General features: G+C 60.7%; 16 protein-coding genes and 1 riboswitch. Of the genes, 5 read left to right on the forward strand and 11 right to left on the reverse strand.

Annotated features, from left to right (window positions below; translation table 11 throughout):
• Nucleotides 1-370: 370 nt before the first annotated feature.
• Nucleotides 371-1336: an agmatinase gene (gene speB / locus ACR0KW_RS20070; RefSeq protein WP_480806632.1), complete on the forward strand. Its 966-nt coding sequence runs from the start codon at nucleotides 371-373 to the stop codon at nucleotides 1334-1336.
• Nucleotides 1337-1339: 3 nt separating this feature from the next.
• On the opposite strand, the gene ACR0KW_RS20075 is transcribed toward speB, so the two are convergent.
• The 5 genes from ACR0KW_RS20075 to ACR0KW_RS20095 form a co-directional block, all read right to left on the reverse strand.
• Nucleotides 1340-2032 (reverse strand): thiamine ABC transporter ATP-binding protein, encoded by a 693-nt coding sequence (locus ACR0KW_RS20075; protein WP_480806577.1) that lies wholly within the window; start codon nucleotides 2030-2032, stop codon nucleotides 1340-1342.
• A complete protein-coding gene (locus tag ACR0KW_RS20080; RefSeq protein WP_480806578.1) occupies nucleotides 2019-3566 on the reverse strand; it encodes an ABC transporter permease family protein in 1548 nt (515 codons plus the stop codon). The genes ACR0KW_RS20075 and ACR0KW_RS20080 overlap by 14 nt, the downstream gene beginning before the upstream one ends.
• Nucleotides 3542-4522 (reverse strand): thiamine ABC transporter substrate binding subunit, encoded by a 981-nt coding sequence (gene thiB, locus ACR0KW_RS20085; RefSeq protein WP_480806579.1) that lies wholly within the window; start codon nucleotides 4520-4522, stop codon nucleotides 3542-3544. Before thiB ends, ACR0KW_RS20080 begins: the two co-directional genes overlap by 25 nt.
• Before the next feature lie 32 nt (nucleotides 4523-4554).
• Nucleotides 4555-4660, reverse strand: a riboswitch (TPP riboswitch).
• Between the two features lie 65 nt (nucleotides 4661-4725).
• Nucleotides 4726-7128, reverse strand: a complete 2403-nt coding sequence (locus ACR0KW_RS20090; RefSeq protein WP_480806580.1) for a YbcC family protein — start codon at nucleotides 7126-7128, stop codon at nucleotides 4726-4728.
• Between the two features lie 14 nt (nucleotides 7129-7142).
• Nucleotides 7143-8693: a proton-conducting transporter transmembrane domain-containing protein gene (locus ACR0KW_RS20095; RefSeq protein WP_480806581.1), complete on the reverse strand. Its 1551-nt coding sequence runs from the start codon at nucleotides 8691-8693 to the stop codon at nucleotides 7143-7145.
• 104 nt (nucleotides 8694-8797) lie between these two features.
• Here ACR0KW_RS20095 and ACR0KW_RS20100 point away from each other — a divergent pair, with 104 nt between their 5' ends.
• The gene (locus ACR0KW_RS20100) at nucleotides 8798-9688 is read left to right on the forward strand and encodes a LysR family transcriptional regulator (RefSeq protein WP_480806582.1); all 891 of its coding nucleotides are present in this window, start codon (nucleotides 8798-8800) and stop codon (nucleotides 9686-9688) included.
• A gap of 3 nt (nucleotides 9689-9691) precedes the next feature.
• Here the strand turns inward: ACR0KW_RS20100 and ACR0KW_RS20105 are convergent, their stop codons facing one another.
• The 6 genes from ACR0KW_RS20105 to ACR0KW_RS20130 form a co-directional block, all read right to left on the reverse strand.
• Nucleotides 9692-10795 carry an ABC transporter ATP-binding protein gene (locus ACR0KW_RS20105; protein WP_480806583.1) on the reverse strand — a complete coding sequence of 368 codons (1104 nt, stop codon included), beginning with the start codon at nucleotides 10793-10795 and terminating at the stop codon, nucleotides 9692-9694.
• On the reverse strand, nucleotides 10792-11802 hold the full coding sequence (locus ACR0KW_RS20110) for an ABC transporter ATP-binding protein (protein ID WP_480806584.1): 1011 nt from the start codon (nucleotides 11800-11802) through the stop codon (nucleotides 10792-10794). The genes ACR0KW_RS20105 and ACR0KW_RS20110 overlap by 4 nt, the downstream gene beginning before the upstream one ends.
• A gap of 1 nt (nucleotide 11803) precedes the next feature.
• Nucleotides 11804-12964: an ABC transporter permease gene (locus ACR0KW_RS20115; RefSeq protein ID WP_480806585.1), complete on the reverse strand. Its 1161-nt coding sequence runs from the start codon at nucleotides 12962-12964 to the stop codon at nucleotides 11804-11806.
• A gap of 3 nt (nucleotides 12965-12967) precedes the next feature.
• A complete protein-coding gene (locus ACR0KW_RS20120; RefSeq protein WP_480806586.1) occupies nucleotides 12968-13975 on the reverse strand; it encodes an ABC transporter permease in 1008 nt (335 codons plus the stop codon).
• Between the two features lie 72 nt (nucleotides 13976-14047).
• Nucleotides 14048-16102, reverse strand: coding sequence for an ABC transporter substrate-binding protein (locus ACR0KW_RS20125; protein ID WP_480806587.1), 2055 nt, complete (start codon nucleotides 16100-16102; stop codon nucleotides 14048-14050).
• 85 nt (nucleotides 16103-16187) lie between these two features.
• Entirely contained in the window at nucleotides 16188-17096 is a 909-nt protein-coding gene (locus tag ACR0KW_RS20130) for a LysR substrate-binding domain-containing protein (protein WP_480806588.1), read from the reverse strand.
• Between the two features lie 177 nt (nucleotides 17097-17273).
• Between ACR0KW_RS20130 and ACR0KW_RS20135 the strand changes: the two genes are divergently transcribed.
• From ACR0KW_RS20135 to ACR0KW_RS20145, 3 genes are read left to right on the forward strand one after another with little or no spacing between them, the layout of a single operon-like run.
• The gene (locus ACR0KW_RS20135; protein ID WP_480806589.1) at nucleotides 17274-17612 is read left to right on the forward strand and encodes a hypothetical protein; all 339 of its coding nucleotides are present in this window, start codon (nucleotides 17274-17276) and stop codon (nucleotides 17610-17612) included.
• Nucleotides 17605-17994, forward strand: coding sequence for a hypothetical protein (locus tag ACR0KW_RS20140; protein WP_480806590.1), 390 nt, complete (start codon nucleotides 17605-17607; stop codon nucleotides 17992-17994). The genes ACR0KW_RS20135 and ACR0KW_RS20140 overlap by 8 nt, the downstream gene beginning before the upstream one ends.
• Nucleotides 17916-18830 carry an HlyD family secretion protein gene (locus ACR0KW_RS20145; protein WP_480806591.1) on the forward strand — a complete coding sequence of 305 codons (915 nt, stop codon included), beginning with the start codon at nucleotides 17916-17918 and terminating at the stop codon, nucleotides 18828-18830. The genes ACR0KW_RS20140 and ACR0KW_RS20145 overlap by 79 nt, the downstream gene beginning before the upstream one ends.
• The last annotated feature ends 19 nt before the right edge of the window (nucleotides 18831-18849 follow it).

The following is an 18849-nucleotide window of genomic DNA, read 5'->3' on the forward strand; positions in this document are numbered from 1 at the left end:
GACGCGTGCCGGACCCTCCGCAAAGGAGGACAGGAGTGATCAACATGGTAAGGTCAAAATCCAATCTGGTTCAAGTCGGTCCTAGTCAATGGTATTCACACTAGCAAGTGCCTGGACAATGTCGCAAAGTTTTTTTGTGGAGATGCGGTATGCTTGCGATATCGCACCCAGTTCCATTGCAAATTCGGGCCTTCAAGGTTGGCGTTCTTCTCCACCGTTTCCTGTCATTGTTGGTCCGTGATGGCTTGCGGTGTACCGCTCTTTTCTTATCATCCTTCGAACTGTCTTCGGGCAGCTGGCGGTACCGCCTCAATTCACCCAGTTCCTGCTGGAGCTGGCGTACGGAAACGCAAAAAAGAACGGAGAGATTATGTCGGGTCATGGCTATGAATCGGGTCGTCTGAACCTGCCCTTTGTCGGCATCGCGACCTTTGGCAAGAAGCCCTATGTCGAGGACTGGGACAATATTGATGCCGATGTTGCCATCCTAGGCGCACCGTTTGATTTCGGATGTCAGTTTCGTTCGGGTGCCCGGTTCGGGCCGCGCGCCGTGCGCGAAGCCTCGACCCTATTCAGTTTTGGCCATGCTGGCGCTTATGACCACGAGGACGACGCTACCTATCTGGGTAGTGACGTGCGTATTGTCGATCTGGGTGATGCTGATATCGTTCATACCAAGACGGAGGAAAGCCACGCCAATATCGAATACGGCGTGAAGAAGATACTGGATGCGGGCGCTCTGCCTGTGACCATCGGGGGCGATCATTCTGTCAACATCCCCTGCATCCGTGCCTATGCCGAGGATTGCGAAAAGAACGGTCCGATCCACGTGGTCCAGATCGACGCGCATCTGGATTTCGTGGACGAACGCCACGGCGTCACCGAAGGTCACGGCAACCCGATGCGCCGCGCGATTGAAAAGGATTATGTGTCAGGGATGACCCAACTGGGTATCCGCAACGTGTCATCGACCGCTAGGGAAGGTTATGAGGACGCCCGCGCAAGGGGCTCGGATATCCTGTCGGTTCGGCAGGTGCGCAAACTGGGTACGGACGGAGTTCTGGATCGCATCCCCGAAGGGGCACGCTATTACGTCACCATTGATATCGACGCGTTCTGCCCCTCGATCGCGCCGGGAACGGGTACGCCCAGCCATGGCGGGTTTCTGTATTATGACGTCTTGGAAATCCTACAGGGGCTGAGCAAGCGTGGTGATGTGGTTGGCATCGACTTGGTCGAGGTCGCCCCGGCCTATGATCAGACGGAAAGCACACAGATTCTGGCAGCGCAGCTCCTGCTGAACTTCCTCGGCTTCATCTTCCACAACCGGAAATAGCGCCTATCCCAGATAGGCCCGCAAGCTGGGCGGCGGGTTGTCGAACAACTGCACCGTCGCTGCGGGCGGATGTGCCCGTTCGTCTGCCACAAGCACCGTCTGATCGGCAATGCGGCGGGCGTCCTGCGGGTCATGGCTAACCATCAGTAGGGTTGTTCCGGTCTCGGCCAGCAACCCTGCAACAAGGTCCAACATTTCAGCCTTTAGCGCAGGCCCCAGTGCCGCAAAGGGTTCGTCCAGTAGTAAAAGGTGCCGCCGTTGCACCAGAACCCGGGCCAGCGCGACCCGGCTTTGTTGCCCACCGGACAATTGGGCCGGTTTTCGTTCGCTATACCCGGACAGGTCAACACGGTCCAACGCGGATTGGACCATCGACTGTTCATCCACCGAAAGACGTCCGTTCGGGCGCAGGCCCAGGGCAACATTTTGTTCCACCGTCAGATGTGGGAACAGGTTGCCATCCTGAAACAGCATCGCCAGCGGGCGTTTGCCCGGGGCAAGGTTCGAAATGCGTTCCCCCTGCCACAGGATTTGCCCCTGTTTGAGGTCGCGAAACCCGGCGATGGCCTCAAGCAGCGTCGACTTGCCCGCCCCTGACGGGCCGACGATGGCGACACTGGCCCCGGTCTCGATGGCAAAGTCGGCCTGCAGGGCGAAACCGCCATTTTCAATGACGCAAGCTTCAAGTTTCAGCATGTAATCGCCCTCCGCGATCCAAAAGCCAGAACGCCCCCATCGACAGCACCAAAAGCAGCAGCGCCGCCCCGGCCGCCGCCTGCATCTGATAGGCCCCCATCAGCCGGTAAATCTGCAGCGGCAAAGTTGCGATCTGAGGGTCCGCAAACAAAGCAATCACGCCGAGATCGCCCATCGACAGCGCGGCGGCAAGACCTGCGGCAAAGCGGATTTGCGGGCGCATTCGGGGCAGCAAAATTCGGGTGAAAAAGGTCGTTTTGTCCATGTCCAACGACAGTGCCAGCCGCCCATGGCGCGTAACCACGTCCCGCGCGGCGGGCACCAGAATGCGCAGGGCAAACGGCAGCGCCATGGCCGCGTTCACCAGCGCCGTGACTGGCAGCGCCAGTGCGGTTGGGTTGGCCACAGGACGGATCAGGATGAACAGGCCAGTGCCGATCACCAAGGGCGACGCCGCCAGCCCCAGAATACCGCTGAGCTCGACGATCCCATACCGCCCGGTCGCAACGGCCATGGCCATTGGCAAGGCCAACATCAACAGAACAGCCGTGCTGGCCGCTGCCACCAGAACCGAGATCAGCGCGGCGCGGAACACCAGTGAAGGCATCTCGAACAGCCCCGAGAGCCCCGAAATCACCACCGCTGCCAAAGGCAGCAGCAGAAACGCCGCCGCCGCCAGTATCCAAAACGTATCAAACACAGGCGCACCACCGTCCCAGCGGCGGATGGCCCGGTCCAGACCTGCTCCGAACCCTTCGCCGCGCGAGAACTTCAGGGCGGCCAGTGCAGCCGCCGCAGTCAGGGCCAGTTGCAGCGCCGACAGCAACGCCGCCCGGCCGAGGTCGAAATCGTAGGTAAACGACTGATAGATCGCCAATTCTATCGTTGTCGCGCGTGGCCCTCCGCCCAAGGTCAGGGCAACGGCGAAGCTGGTCAGACAGATGGCGAAGATCACGGCCAGCACACCCGGCAGGATGCGCCTCAGCATTGGCAACTCGATCAGGCGGAACATCGCCAGCCCGTCACAGCCTAGCTGGGCGGCCAGGCGAAAGCGTTCAGCAGGGATTTCTTGCCAAGCCTGCAAGATCAGCCGCGTGGCCAGCGGCAGGTTGAAGAACACATGCGCCAGCACAACACCGTGCAACCCGTAGATCCGCATCGGCGGCAGGCCGAAAAACCCCAGAATGTCCGAAATCCAACCCGCGCGGCCAAAGACCTGCAATAGTCCAAGGATCGCCACGATGACCGGTAGAATGAAAGGCGCCCCTAACAGCGCGATCAACGCGCGCCGCCCAAAAAACCGCCGCCGGGCCAGTGCCCGCGCCACCGGCACCGCCAGCGCTGCACTGAACAGGGCCGACAATACCGCCTGCACAAGCGTAAACCGCAAGGCGGCCCAATCCGCTGGGCCAAACCCGCCCGCCGCATCGGCCCGCAGGGCAACAGCGGCAAGGGTCCCCAAAATCAGCGCGGCCACCAAAGCCGCCGCGCCAACGCCCGGCCAAGGGCTTACTGGCTGAGCGCGCTCAGCCATTCCGCAAGCGCCTGATCCCGCACCGTGGCAGCCTCATCCGGAGAAAACAGCAGGGATTTTTCCGGCTGAATCAGCGTGTCGAACCCTTCGGGCAGACCGGCTGCCGGGGTCACCGCCGGATACATCCAGTTGGTGGTCGGAATAATCTGCTGGAACGCATCCGAGACCATAAACTCTAGGAACTGATCCGCCAGCTCCGGCTGATCGGTTCCGGCCAGCTTTGCCGCAACCTCAACCTGCATATAGTGACCTTCGTCAAAGGCAGCCGCCGCTTTGCTGGCGTCTTCCTCGGCAATCAGGTGATACGCGGGCGATGTGGTGTAGCTGAGGACCATGTCGGCCTCACCTTCCAGAAACAACCCATACGCCTCGGACCAGCCCTTGGTCACGGTCACGATATTGTCGGCCAGACCGGCCCAGATGTCCGCTGCCTCATCGCCGTAAGCCGCCTGTACCCACAGGAGCAGCCCCAAACCCGGGGTAGACGAACGCGGGTCCTGAATGATGATCTTGGTGTCACCCTCGGCCAGTTCACGGAAGTTCGCGGGCGCTGCCGCATCAGCGTTATGAACAAAGGCGAAATAGCCCCAGTCATAGGGCGCGAACACCTCATCCGTCCATTCGATCGGCAGCGTGTATTCGGCGCTGACCGAGCTAGGCGCAAACAGGCCGGTTTCCTTGGCCGCAGTAATCAGGTTGGTGTCGAGACCCAGCACCACGTCGGCATCCGAGTTCTCACCCTCCAAACGGATACGCGACAACAACGCTGCGCCGTCCTCGACGCCGACAAGGTTCAGCTCGCAGTCACAGACCGCCTCAAACGCCTCTTTCACCTGCGGGCCGGGGCCCCAGTCCGAGACAAAGCTGTCATAGGTATACACGGTCAACTGAGGTTTATCGGCCGCCATAGCCGTAGTTGCGCTCAGGATTCCCGCAGCAATCATCAGATGTTTCATGTCATCCTCCATTGCGGCGAGAGGGCAAGGATGGATGAAACCGTCACCTTTCCCTCCGCCGGTTCTAGCCGGTTCAGGTTCAACGGGTTCGCCGAAGGCATCTCAGCGCGGCCACGCCACGCACCCCGAGGTGAGGCTCTGACTAGGCGGGAACCGATCAAAAGACAACCCGTTTCGCAGGCCGCCCGTTGATCGGTTTCAGCTCATTCCGCCGCAATGACCTGATCGGACGCGGCATTGATCGGGGCCCAGCTCAGGTCACCGGTATAGCGCCAGGCCAGCTTGCCCTGGTCGTCCATAGCGATCAGGTGCAGCCAGCCGTTGTCGAACAGCGCCCGCACTTGCGGGTGCCGGTCCAGGATTTCCGACATTGCCGCGCGCGGGGCTTCGATGACCACAGACAGTCGCAGCGGATCGTGCTGATACCCTTCGCCGTCATGGATCGATTGCCACGGCAAACCCGGACGGGGGGCGCCATTGTTGCCTTCCAGCACTCCGATACCGCCGACCACGTTATGCAGCAGCTTGTTGCCGCCGCCGAACAGGCCGGGTGCAACGGTCGAACCGTAATATTGCAGGCTGATCCAACTGACGACCACAACGGGCGCGGTCATGATCAGCTCCAGCACGCCAAAGCCGTCATCCTTGTTCCAATCGTAATTGTGCAGAAAGGCCTGCCCCGCCAGATCCGCCCCATCCGTCCGGTGACGCGGCGCAGCGATGAAGGCCCGGCACCCGGCAAGTCCCCATTCGGGGCGGGTTTCGGCCCAATCCTGTGCGCGGCGCTGAATATCCGTGGCCTTGTTAGCGCGCGGCAGGCGCGCGGCGCGTTCGGCCCGGGCCAACTGCCCGGCCGCATCCAGCCAGTTCTTCACCTGCGCAAGATCGTCGGACTGGTTTCCCGGCGGAAAATCCTGCTCATACAGGCTGACCCGGTCGGTGGTGGTTGAGTGCATTGCAGCCACGAACTGCGTGTCGGCAGGGATGGCGATCCCCTGCCCCTCCAGCCCCAAGCGCACCTGCGCATCGTTCAGCAATCCGGCCAGAAGCCGCGCGTTCACATCGCCTGCATGACCGCCGCACGCGCCACAATGCAGTGCGCTTTCATGCGGGTTGTTGGTCACCTCGGCCCCGTGACCAACCAGCAGTACGATCCGGGCGAAATCGTCGGTCAGAGACATTGCCGTCAGCACCGCCTTGGCCATGCCAACGCGGGCCTCCAGATCGATATTCGGGTCCAGTTGCGGCGTGGGGTCGATTTTGCGTTTTCCGGCAATCCCCAATGCGTCGCGCATCAGTTTTCCGGCGTACAAGGGCCCGGTCGCCTCAACAAATGCAAAGGAAGAAACCGCCGCCAGTTTGAACCGGCCCCAGGCCCGTTTGGCCCGCGCCGAATAGCGACGGGTCAGGTCCTTGCCCGCAGATTCTTTGGCCTGAGAGCACACAGAGGGTTGCAACAACACCGGCCCATGGACCTCGGTGACATCTGACCCCGCCGCTTTGTGTGCACTGGCAAGGCCAAAGAACCCCGCAAAGCCAAACGTTTCGATCCCAGTATCCTGCGCCTCGAGCGCGCGGCGGAACACCTCGGACCGGACGTCGATGCAGAACGCCGCCTGCACCTGCGCCCGACCGTCGGCCTGACGCGCGGTGCCGGGCAGCAGCCTTTCGGCCAGCGCGCGTTGCTGTGCCCGTTCGGCGGCCTCTTGCAGGACAGCATCGATCACGAAATCGGCGGTTGGCGTCAGCGGTGCCTCATGCGCAGCCACAACCTCAGCCCAGCGTTCACCGATCTGATCTTCGTAAAGCGCCAACAGCGCCTCATCGAATACCATGCGCACGGCCAGCAGCTCGGTCACGGTATTGTCCTGTTCGCCTTTCAGGTCGGCGTCCCATAGCAGATAGCGCGCGTATTGCGCCCAACCGCCCAGGGTCGTCAGCCAGCGGTGATAGGCGGTTGCCGCCGCCTCTGTGCTGAGGCCCAACCGTTCTGAAGACCGGCCAATCGCGCGCCAATGCGACCGGTTGGTACCCGCAACAAACGCGCCGAACCCGGTCAGGCCGTGAATTTCCGGCGTCAGGTCGCGAGACGCAAACTCGCGCCAGGCGCTGAAGGCGCCACCCGTCCGAGCCTGTTGCCACAGCGCCTGTCCCTGGTCGAAATGGCTGGCGGCCCAGATGCCTATCCGATCCTCGATCAGGCCGGGCCAGTCCGTGCCCGAGACCTCGGCCGCAAGCTCGGCTACGGTGGGCAGGGCTTGCGGTTGCCGGGCCTCTGATTTCAGCGCAGCCAAAACGTCCTCAAGGCTTGGGGCATTGAACGGACCCTCAATCGCAGATAGGGCGTCCAGAATATCCGCCTCGGTCATCTCACCAGCACTCAGCTTTGCCGCCCAATGCGCCCGATCCGGCGTGATCCGCGTACCCGCAACTCGCGCCAGCCGGGCCGAGGTCACGGCCAACGGCTCATCGGCCTGACCCAGAAACGGGTTCACCGCAACATTCGAGGACAGAGGGAACAAGGGCGGGATCGCATAGGCGGCGGATTTTGCTTCGGCCACCAGTTCCAGCAGCGGCGCGGGATAAGCTTCGAGCTTTGCAAACATCAGATCTGTTCCTTTCAAGCTGCGGACTTTCTGGACCAACCGTCCAGAATCTTGTCGAAAATCGCATTGGCATAGAGGCCGTTTGACAGATGCACCCGCAGGCCCGCAGCAGCCGGGTGCGCCGCCCAGAGCGGGAAGGTCGCCTGCGCCACGGCAACAAACCCAAAACTAAGAAGGGCCAGCACGATCAGCGCCCATTCCAGCGGCCCCGGTGCGGGGGTGGCGGGCAAGGCTCCGGCGGTGACATGCTGTGCAATAACCTGCAGCGCGAAATAACTGACCGAGGTCACCAGCGCGTAGACCACCGTGCGCTGTGTCAGTTGGCGCGGCGCGGCATCGGCAAAGCCCTGCGCCAGCAGGTAGGCCACCCCAAAGATCAGAATGACGCCAAGCGCAATGGCCTGCACAGATTTGCCATCAAAACCCAGCACCGTACCGACCAGCGCATAGATCACGATCGCCGTCCCAAAGGCCCGTAGAACGTTGCTGGCACTGGGCACCGCGATCGGACCGGGGCGGTGAATGGCGGCCACATTTTTGACGGCCTCTCCCGAACTGAGAAAAGCGTGGGCCTTGTAAAGCGAATGCGCCACGATATGCAGCAGGGCCAGCGGAAACAGCGCCAAACCGCATTGCATCACCATGAACGCCATCTGCGCAATCGTGGACCAGGCCAGCGAAGTTTTCACCGCGGGCTGCGTCAGCATCACCAAGCCGCCGAACAGCGCGGTAAACCCGCCCAACATCACCAGCAGAGCCATCACTCCGGGTGCTGCCAGCATCACATCGGCAAAGCGGATCAGAAGGAAACCGCCCGCATTGATCACCCCCGCGTGCAGCAGGGCCGAGACCGGTGTCGGTGCCTCCATCACCTCGGTCAACCAGCCGTGTACCGGAAACTGGGCCGAGGCCAGAACCGCCGCAACAGCAATCAGTAACGCCGCCGTCATGGTCAGCCAGTTGGCCTGTACCGTTGTCAGGACCGTGTGGATATCGGTGGTTCCGGTTGCCGCGATCAGCATCACAATGGCTCCCGCCAGTGCCCCTTCACTGAGCCGCGCCACCAGCGCCTTTTTCCGGGCCGCCCGCTGGGCGGTTGCCCGTTCGGGATAGAACAACAGCAGCTTGTGCAGGGCAAGGCTGGTGGTGGTCCAGGCGAGCATAAGCTGGATCAGGTTGCCCGACATCACCAAGATCAGGACCGAGGCCAGCGTCAACGCCATCCATTGAGTGAACATGCCTTGTCTGGCCTCACCATCCATGTAGGTCGCCGAATACCGCAGAACGACCCAGCCGATGAAGCTGACCAGCACCAGCATCACCGCGCTAACCGCATCCAACCGAACCGAAAGACCCACGCCGAACGCCCCGATCAGGGCCGAGGTGCCGGGGCCACTAATGACCAACAACACCGCCACAACTGCGGCAACCAGAAAAGCCGCAAAGGCCGCGGCTTCGGCCAGTTTCGGAACCCGGCCCGGGCGTAGCCCCGGATGACGCCCGGCATGGATCGCGGCGGCGATCAAAATCAGTGGGCTGAGAAGTGGGAGATAGAGATAGAACATGGTGACTTCCCCTGGATCATCGGCTTGGGACAGTCAGTTAGGGCAGATTTTGTGCCATTAAAAATTCATTGTTCTATCAATTTCGTTCTATTAATTAGAACAATATGCCTTTGAACTATCATCACCTGCGGTATTTCTGGGCCGTGGCCCATGACGGGAACCTGACCCGCACGGCGCAGCGTCTGAATCTGTCGCAATCGGCTTTGTCGGTGCAGATCAAGCAACTGGAAGAACGGCTGGGCCACGACCTGTTCGAACGCCGCGGGCGGCAGCTTTATTTGACCGAGGCCGGGCGTATCGCGTTGGACCATGCGGATGCGATTTTCTCGACAGGACAGGAACTTGTCGCCACGCTGACCGAGACGGTGCAAACCCGTAAAGCCTTGCGTGTGGGGGCCTTGGCGACCCTGTCGCGCAACTTTCAGATCGGGTTTCTGCGCCCAATTCTGTCGCGTCTGGATGTTGAGGTGATCCTGCGGTCCGGCAGCCCGACCGAGTTGATGGAGGGGCTTGAGACGCTGAACCTCGATCTGGTGCTGATGAACCGACCGCCGCCGGATGACAGCCTGACCCCGTTTGAGACCCATCAAATCGCCGAACAGCCCGTCAGCATTGTCGGCACGCCCGACCGGCTGAACCCGAAAACACCGATCAAAGAGCTGTTGCACACGCAACCCTTCATCCTGCCCACCACCGACAGCAGCGTGCGCACCGCATTCGACGCCATGGCCAGCCGCCTGTCCGAACGCCCGCAGATCGCGGCCGAGGTCGATGACATGGCCATGATGCGCCTGTTGGCGCGCGAGGATATCGGGCTGGCCCTTGTGGCACCCATCGTCGTGACGGATGAGCTGAACTCGGGCCGGCTGGTCGAAGCGCAGGAACACCCGCGCATCAAGGAAACCTTCTACGCAGTCACCCTGCGCCGCCGTTTTCCAAATCCACTGGTTCAGGATCTGTTGTCACATGAACCTGACCCCATGCTTCTACCCTGACCGTCAGGAACGAGAGAAATCGAACTCTTCCGCGTAGTGGCAGGCGACGAAATGTTCCGGCTCAATCTCACGCCATTCGGGCTGCTCGGCGCTGCAGCGCTCCTTGGCAAAGGGGCAGCGGGTGTGGAATCGGCAGCCGGACGGGGCGGCCAGCGGGTTGGGGATTTCTCCCTGCAGCCGGATCGGATCATAGCTTGCATCCGGATCGGCGGTGGGGATCGCGCTCAGCAGTGCGTGGGTATAGGGGTGCTTCGGCGCGAAAAACAGTTTTTCCGTCGGGGCGTATTCGACGAATTTCCCGACATAAAGCACTGCAACCCGATGCGACATCTGCGCCACGACGCTCAGGTCGTGGGCGATGAACAGGAAGGACACGCCCATCTCGTCCTGCAGGTCTTTCAGCAGGTTCACGATCTCGGCCTGAATCGATACATCCAAGGCTGAAACGCTCTCGTCACACACCACAAACTTGGGCTTCGAGACCAGCGCCCGCGCAATACAAATGCGCTGGCGCTGACCGCCTGAGAACGCGTGCGGAAAGCGCCGCAAATGCTCCAAATTCAGCTTACAGCGCGCCGCGATCTCGCGCACGCGAGCGTCGATCTTTTCGCGATCCTTGATCTTGCCCGCGGCGACCAACGGCTCGGCAATGATATCGCGCACGGTCATGCGGGGGTTGAGCGAGGAATACGGGTCCTGAAACACCAGGCTCATCTCGGGCCGGAACGCGCGCAGCAAGTCTCCGGCCAACGTGTGCACCTTGATACCGCCGCCGCCTTCGCTGAAGGCCATGTTCATTTTCGATCGGACCTTGCGCAGCTCGGATTCCGACGCGTGGGCCAGATCGATGTCACCCTTTTTCTTGCGGTGAAAGATCACCTCGCCATCGGTCGGATCAATCGCGCGCAGAATGGCCCGGCCCACGGTGGTTTTGCCCGAACCGGACTCACCCACCAAGCCAACGGTCTCACCGCGTTTGATGTCGAAACTGACACCATCGACGGCGCGCAGCATCTGCACTTCGGTTTTGAACAGCTTGCGGGTCTTGATCGGGAAGTGGACGGACAGGTCCTTGACTTCGATCAGCGTGTCGCTTTTGGGGGTCATGCCGCGCTCCGATCTTTGTCGCTGTGCAGCCAGCAACGCACAGAGCGGCCGGGCAGCGGAGTGGTTTCAACGGGTTCCTGCGCGTCACAGATACCGGCGATGGCCTGCGCGCATCGGGTGTGGAACGGGCAGCCCGAAGGCCGGTTCGTCGGGCTGGGAATGTCCCCCGGCACCGGTTTCAAACGGTCATGCAGATGCTCGACGCTGGGGATCGCGTCCAGCAGGCCTTGCGTATAGGGGTGCTGCGGTTTGCGAATGACCTCGCGCGCCGGGCCACGTTCCACGATGGTGCCCAGATACATCACCGCCACATCGTCGGCGATCTGCGCGATCACACCCAGATCATGGGTGATGAAGATCATGCCCATGCCCAGTTCGCGTTGCAGGTCGCGCATTAGGTCCAGCACCTGCGCCTGGATGGTCACGTCCAGTGCGGTTGTCGGCTCATCCGCGATCAACAGCGCAGGACCGGCGGACAAGGTCAACGCGATCATGGCACGCTGGCGCATCCCGCCCGACAGCTCATGCGGATACTGGTCGATCCGGGCCGCCGTGTTCGAGATACCGACCTTGTCCAGCATCTCAACCGCGAACTCCCGCGCCTCGCGTTTTTTGAGGCCCCGGTGCAGCATGATGGCTTCCATCATCTGGTTGCCGATCGTGTAGACGGGCGAGAAGCTGGCCATCGGCTCCTGAAAGATCATGCCGATCTCACCACCGCGAATGCGGCGCAGCTCCTTGCTGCCATGCTTGAGGTGCCCCAGAGTGATGTCCTTGCCGCTTTTGTCGGTATAGGTCATCCGGGTGTTTTCCCCCAGCATCGCGGTACCGGGCAGCAGCTGCATCAGGGCTTTGGTTGAGATCGACTTGCCCGAACCGGACTCGCCGACCAGACCCAAGGTGCGGCCTGCCTCGACCGCGAAAGTGACGCCTTGCACCGGCGTGATCACGCCCTCATCCGTGCGGAAGGAAATCGACAGGTTTTCGACGCTGAGCATTGTGGACATGTCAGTGTGCCTCCGAATAGGGGTCAGCGGCATCGCGCAACCCGTCGCCGATCACGGTGAACGCCAGCACGGCCACAACCACGAACACGGCAGGGATGAACAGCCACGGGGTCTGTTCGATAGCCCGCACCGACTGCGCCTGCTGCAGCAGAACCCCCCACGAGACTGAGGGCGGACGCAGGCCAAGCCCAACAAAGGACAGCGCCGTTTCCGACAGGATCATATAGGGGAAGCTGATCACCAGATCGACGATGATAAAGCTGGTAAAGCTGGGCAGCATATGCTGCGCAATGATCCGACCCGGGCGGGCACCTGCCAGTCGTGCGGCAACCACGTAATCCTCATTCCGGATCGACAGCAATTGGGATCGGATACGCCGTGCCAATGTCGGCCAGCCGAACAGGCCAAGGATCAGCGTCATCGCGAAGTAGACCTGCGTGGTCGACCATTCCTTGGGCATGGCAGCGGCCAGCCCCATATAAAGCGGAATGATGGGAACGACGCGGATCACCTCGGTCACGCGCTGGATCACGTTGTCGATGAGGCCGCCGAAATAGCCCGCAACCCCGCCGATGATCAGCGCCAGCACGAACGAGATCAGCACCCCGATCACTCCGATCGACAGCGAGGTCCGGGTGGCATAGATTGTCCGGCTGAACACATCGCGGCCCAGATCGTCGGTGCCCCAGAAATGGATCTTCTGATCCGCATCGGGGCTGAGGCCGACAAGGTGGCGGTCAATCGGGATGAAGCCCAGCAGTTTGACCCGCTCACCTTTGACGAGGAACTTGATGTAGTGGCGCACGTCGGGGTCTGGCACTGAAATCGCGCGCAGGGTCACCGGGTCGCGTTCGGTTTTGGTGCCGTTGATGAAGGGCACTATCGAACAGCCGGCCGCATCGCAGAAGCGCGGCATCTGCGGCGCACCCTCGATATATTTTGTGTCGCGGCTCACCGGACCATAGGGGGCGACAAATTCGGCAAAGATACCGGCCAGCGCCATCAGCCCCAGCAAGGACGCGGCAATCATCGCCGCCCGGTGACGGCGAAACCGCCACCAGATCAGGGTCCATTGCGAGGCCGAGTAGTATTTCAGCTGGCGTTCGCGTTCTTTTTCTTCGGCGGCCGACAGATCGTCTATCTGATGGGTTGCGTCAGTCATGGTTCAGGCCCCCAGTTTGATGCGCGGGTCCAGCCACGCCAGCAAAAGGTCCGAGAAGAAGTTCATGAACACGATGGCAAAGGTCAGCATCAGCAGGATCGCACCCGCCACGTTCATATCGAGATCCAGGTATGCCTTCAGCAGCAGCTCACCCAGTTCGGTCAGGCCCAGCACCACGGCCACGATCGGCAGTTCCGAGAATATACGGTTCACGTCAAAGCCGATGGTCGAGACAACCGGGTTGATCGCCAGACGCGCAGGATATTTGATCAGCAGCTTGGTTTCCGGAACACCGCGTGCACGGGCAGCGGTGACCGAAAGCTTGTTCAGCTCATCCGACATCGTCGCCCGCACGGTCTGAATCTGATAGGCCACCGCCGACCAGGCCAGCACCACCGCAGGCAGCCACAGGTGTTTCATCATGTCCCAGACCTTGGCCGCCGACCATGGCGCGTCGCGGTACTGGGCCGAAAACAACCCGCCGATATCGGCCCCGAACCAGCGGTTGGCAAAATACAGCATCACCAGCGCCAGCAGAAAGTTCGGCAGCGCCAACCCAAGGTAGGAAAATACCGTCAGCCCGTAATCGACTGCTGACCCACGCCGTACCGCAGCAAAAATGCCGATGGGGATCGATACGATGTAGGTCAGCAGGAGGGTGGCGAACAGGATACCGGCCGTCAGCCAGACCTTGTCGCCGATCACTTTGGTTACGGATGTTTCAAAGGCAAAGGCCTGCCCGAAATCCCAGCGCAGGACGATGCCTCCGATCCAGTCGAAATAGCGCAGCACCATGGGCTTATCCAAACCCAGATCGCGCCGGATCGCCTCGATATCCGCCTCAGTGACATTCACCCCGGTGCCGGAATATTTGCGAAAGGCATACCGGTCGGCATAGTCGCCGGGCGGCAGTTCCATGATCAGAAAGACCATCACCGACACCATTGCCATGGTGATGACCATTCCAACAAAACGTTCCAGAGTGAATCTCAGCAAAACGGTGTCCCCCATCAGGCCGTCCAAGGCCGATACCGGAGCGCAGGTGGGCTGCGCTCCGGTGATTTGTTCAGACTGTGGTCTGAGTTACTGCTCCAACCACCACTGCGAGGGGCGGTACGGATAGGTCCAGTAGAAGTCGTAGGTTTTCGACTTGATCGGCTTCACGTTCTGCAGGTCGTTGCGATGCAGGAACGGAGAGACGATGTCGCCGACGGTCCCGATTTTCAGCATGTTGTCGGTGTGGATCTGAACGATCTCTGCGCCCAACTTGTTGCTTGCATCGGTGCCCATTTCCACCTGGATGAATTTCTCGCTCAGGTCCCAGAGCTTTTTGATGTCTTCCGGCGGCTCGATGCCTTCAGCGCCACCGGTGGTTTTCCACGCGGCCCAGTCGAACCCGGTGCCGGGGTTGAAGACATCGCCAAACGGCGGGATGAAGACGGTGACGTCCTGGCTGATGGTCGGACCGGCGTTGCCGTCATATTTCCAGGTGGTCACTTCCAGATCGTTGTTGTTGCCTGATGCGCGATACTCGTCCGAGGTGACCTCTTTCAGATCGACGCGGACACCCACGGCGCTCCAGTAATCACGCACCAGCTCCTGCATCTTCACCGGCACACCCTGCGACGAGTACACCAGACGGATCACCAGCGGCTTGCCATCGGGACGTTCCAAGGTGCCGTCGCCATCCGAGTCCGTCAGGCCCATTTCGGCCAGCAACGCCTTGGCGCCTTCGGGATCATAGGCGATGTCGCGGTTCAGAACCTCGTCCGAGACGAAGGACACGGTCTTGGGTTCCGCAGGCACACCCTGCATCGGAGTACCCTGACCCAGGTAGACGATCTCGTTGATTTCGTCGCGGTTCATCGCCTTCGACATGGCACGATTAAAGCGGATGTCATTGAAGATTTCGCGCAGAACAGGGTCCTGGTGGGTGCGGTTGAACGAGTAGAAAACGTTCTCGCCAAAGGTCGGGGCGAAGTTGATGGTGTAGCCACCCTTGCCTTCGTTTTCCTTCAGCAGCGGGAAGTCTTCCAGAAAGACGGCCTGCTGTTTCCAGACCACGTCGCCGTTCATGATCTTGAGGTTCTGAACCTCTTTGTCGCCGACATAAGTCTCAACGATTTCGTTGATGTAAGGCAACTGGTTGCCGGCGGTGTCGACCTGGTGGAAATAGGGGTTCGCCACCAGCTTGCGGCCTTCGGCATTTTCCTCGACCACGATGTAGCTTTCCAGCGTCGGAACCACGGCGCGGCCGATCTTGGCGGCTTTGTCGGCGTCCTTCAGCAGCGGGCTGGGAACGTCTTTCCAATCCGAACCACCATAGTAGAAGTCAACAGCGGCAGCGGCGTTTTCAAAGCCGTATTCCTGTGCCAGCGCATCGGCGTTTTCGTTGTACTTGGGCATGAACTGGCCCAGGAAGTGCTTGGGTTGGAACGACTGGCCGTAATCCACGGCAAAGCGGTTCAGAATGCCCGGGGTCGGCACCGGGAAGGTGAACTTGACGGTGGTATCGTCAACCGCCTCGACCTGAGCCTTTTCACCGGCGAACAGCCAGCGGTTGGGGGCTTGATCGTAAACATCTGTGTTGTAGATGACGTCGTTCATCCAGAATTCGACGTCAGCGGCGGTGAAGGGCTCGCCATCTGACCACTTGTGACCTTCGCGCAGAACAATGGTCAGTTCGGTGTAGTCGTCGTTCCAAGACCATGCTTTTGCAATGTTCGGGACAACGGTTTGCAGGTCATCGGCATAGCGTACGAAGTTGACGTGACGCACCGACAGCAGGTCGGATGTGCCCGATTCCGTACCTTTGGACAGGCCGGTGATGACACCGCCATATTGGCCAACCGTGTCATAAGGCATGACTACCAGCGGTTCGGCCGGCAGACGCTCAGCAACCGGGGCCAGGTCGGCGTTGCCCAGAATGCGGCCGTTCAGCTCGGCGATTGCGGGGTTTTCCGCAAAGCTCAGCTCGCAAGAGGCTGCATCCTGCAGCTCAGCCAGTTCCAACTGCTGCGGGTAAACGGGGCTCAGGCCCATGGGGTCCGCAACGGTGGCAGCGGGGCAATTGGCCAACACCGGCGTGCCCAAAGCAGCCAAAGCGGTGAACGAGAGCAGTGAGGTACGAAGTTTCATAACCATCCCAACATATTTGTGACGTCGGGTGTGCTAGGCTTGGAAGTTAACAAATTTATGATAGTTGGGGTGATATAGAAAAATGCTATGAGGCCTTCGGCGACACAAAAGCTTCACATTCATGCATTTCCTCGGTGATCCGGAAAAAGCTGGATACGGCGGCGGTCTGGCGCATGGCGGGTAAACAGGCCAGAAAGTGACATGCGATCAGGTTCTTGTCCTCAATTGGCACAAACCGGATACCGGATTCGCCCTCGCATTCCTGCGCGAATGCGACGCCCACACCAACCCCCGAATCCACCAGCGTCCGAATGGACCCCCACGACCCGAGGCCCAGAATCGTCGTCAGTTTCGCCCCTCTCAGCCGCGCCGCAGAATCAAATATCCGCCGTGTCGAGGATGTCGGCTCACGCTGAATCAGCTTTAGCAGCTCGACATCCTGCCATGTCGCTGTTTCGGCATCAGCCAGCGGGTGATCTTCCGGTACGATCAACCCGATCCGCGTTTCCGATATCTTGACCCCGGCCAGATCGGGCGGCAGTTCCTTGGCCGTGAACAGGCCGACATCGAATTCGCCAGAATACAGCAGCGGCAGCATGTCATGCGTGGCCAAAGCGCGCGCAGTCACATCGACCGCCGGAAACGCGCGCACGAACTCGGAAATCAGCGGAATCGCGATCTGAAAGGTCGTATACCCGATTTGCAAACTGCCAGAATGCAGATCCCGCTCAGAGGTCAGAACGGTATCGATGCTGTCACGTAGCGCGATCAGCGCCTTGATATCGCCCCGGATCTTGTTCAGCAGCGGGGTCGAGGTGATCGCCGCGCCGGACCGGTCCAGCAACCGGCACTGGTATTGTTGCTCCAACGAATAGACCAGATTGGACACCGTCGGCTGTGAAACGCCCAGTTCCTTCGCCGCCAGCGTGAAACTGCCCTGCCGGACAACAGCTTCGAGGGCCTGCAATTGCTTGAGGCTCATTTTCGATTTCATGCGTTCATCCGTTCTCTCGGCGTTCTGCCGTCACCATAGACAAAAAGCACGCGTGATCCATCGCGCATCTTGCGGCCCGTTGCCCTTGATCACAGGCGCCCGTCAGGCACCAACATTGATTTTCTTGAATGTAAGCGCGTATCCTTTCCATAGATCATTTGAATTACGGGGGTTTGCATGGACAGCTCTCTTTCTGATGAGGCGCTGGCACGGCTGCCCTTCTGGGTCACGCCGCCGGGCGAGACGGACGGCTTTCTGATCGTGGTCGGCATTCTGCTTGTTCTTGTTTTGCTGGGGTTCGGGGCGCTTTACTTCACCATCCAAGCCATTCCCGACCGGATGGCTGCAGGGTCGCACAAGGTGCAGATGCAGTTGGTGGGTGTTCTGGGGCTGATTTCGCTGTTCACTCTGAACAACGCGTTCTGGATCGCGGCCATTCTAATTGCCGCCGTGCCGCTGCACGAAATCTTCCCTTTGCAGGGTGAGGCCCGGCCGTCGGAGCAAACCGATGCTTGAACTGATCTTCTCGGCCCTGATCACGATTGTCCCCGATTACCTCTATCGTCGGTACAAACAGGGCAAACGCTGGGGCCATGAAATCACCCTGTTCAATATCTGGTACGAACTGCGCTGGGGCCTGACTGCCTGTGCCATACTCGCCGTGACCCTGATTACCGTCATTTTCTACTTCCACCCCTCCACCCGCAACGTGTCCGCAGTCTTTCGCACCGTAACCATCCTGTCGGATCGCGGGGGCCGCGTGGCCGAGGTTTATGTCACCAACAACGAAGCCGTCACTGCGGGCAGGCCATCTTTCGGTTGGACACCACCCGTCAGGAGGCAGCGGCAGAAACCGCCCGCCGCCGGATCGAAGAGGTTGACGCAGCCCTTGGCGTGATCGTCGCGGATATTGCCGCCGCACAGGCGCAGCTTGATGCGGCCGAGGCCGATTTTCGTCAGGCCACCGATGATCTTGAACGCCGCCAGTCGCTGGCAGAACGCAATGACGCAACTGTTAGCGAGCAAGAGCTGGAACGGCTTCAAACCGCTGTCTCGCGCGCCGACGGCCAGCGCGCTGCTGCGCTTGCCGCAGTCGACGGGATCAAACTGCGCCAGAACACCTTGCTGCCAGCCCAACGCGACAGCGCCCGCGCCGTATTGGCCGAAGCCGAGGCCGAAATCGCCAAATCCACCGTCTTTGCTGAGGTCGATGGGACAGTAACGCAGTTCCTGCTGAAACCGGGCGATATCGTGAATCCGATCCTACGGCCTGCGGGCATTCTGGTGCCAAACGTCACCGGGCAAGGACGTTTTGTGGCCGCGTTTGGTCAGATATCAACAAGTGTTCTCAAGCCGGGCATGCTGGTCGAGATCACCTGCGCGGCCAAACCGCTGACGATCATTCCAATGGTCGTCGATGAGGTGCAGGACGCCATAGCCGCTGGTCAATTCCGTCCCGGCGACGCGCTGCTGGACCCGCAGGACCGCGCCCGCCCCGGTAGCGTGACAGCTTTCCTTGCACCCGTTTTCCCGGACCACCTTGATCACATCCCGCCCGGCAGCGCCTGCGTCGGCGTCGCCTATACCAGCCGCGCGCAGGAAATCGAGGCCGGAGAGATCACCGGATTCTCGGCCTTCGTGGCGCGGATCGTGGATGGGATGGGGATCGCCAACGCCATTGTTCTGCGGGCACAGGCCATCCTGTTGCCGGTCAAGGCGCTGGTGTTTTCCTGACAGGCGGTCGAACGCCGCG

It is taken from the genome of Ruegeria sp. CG11 (assembly GCF_056537245.1).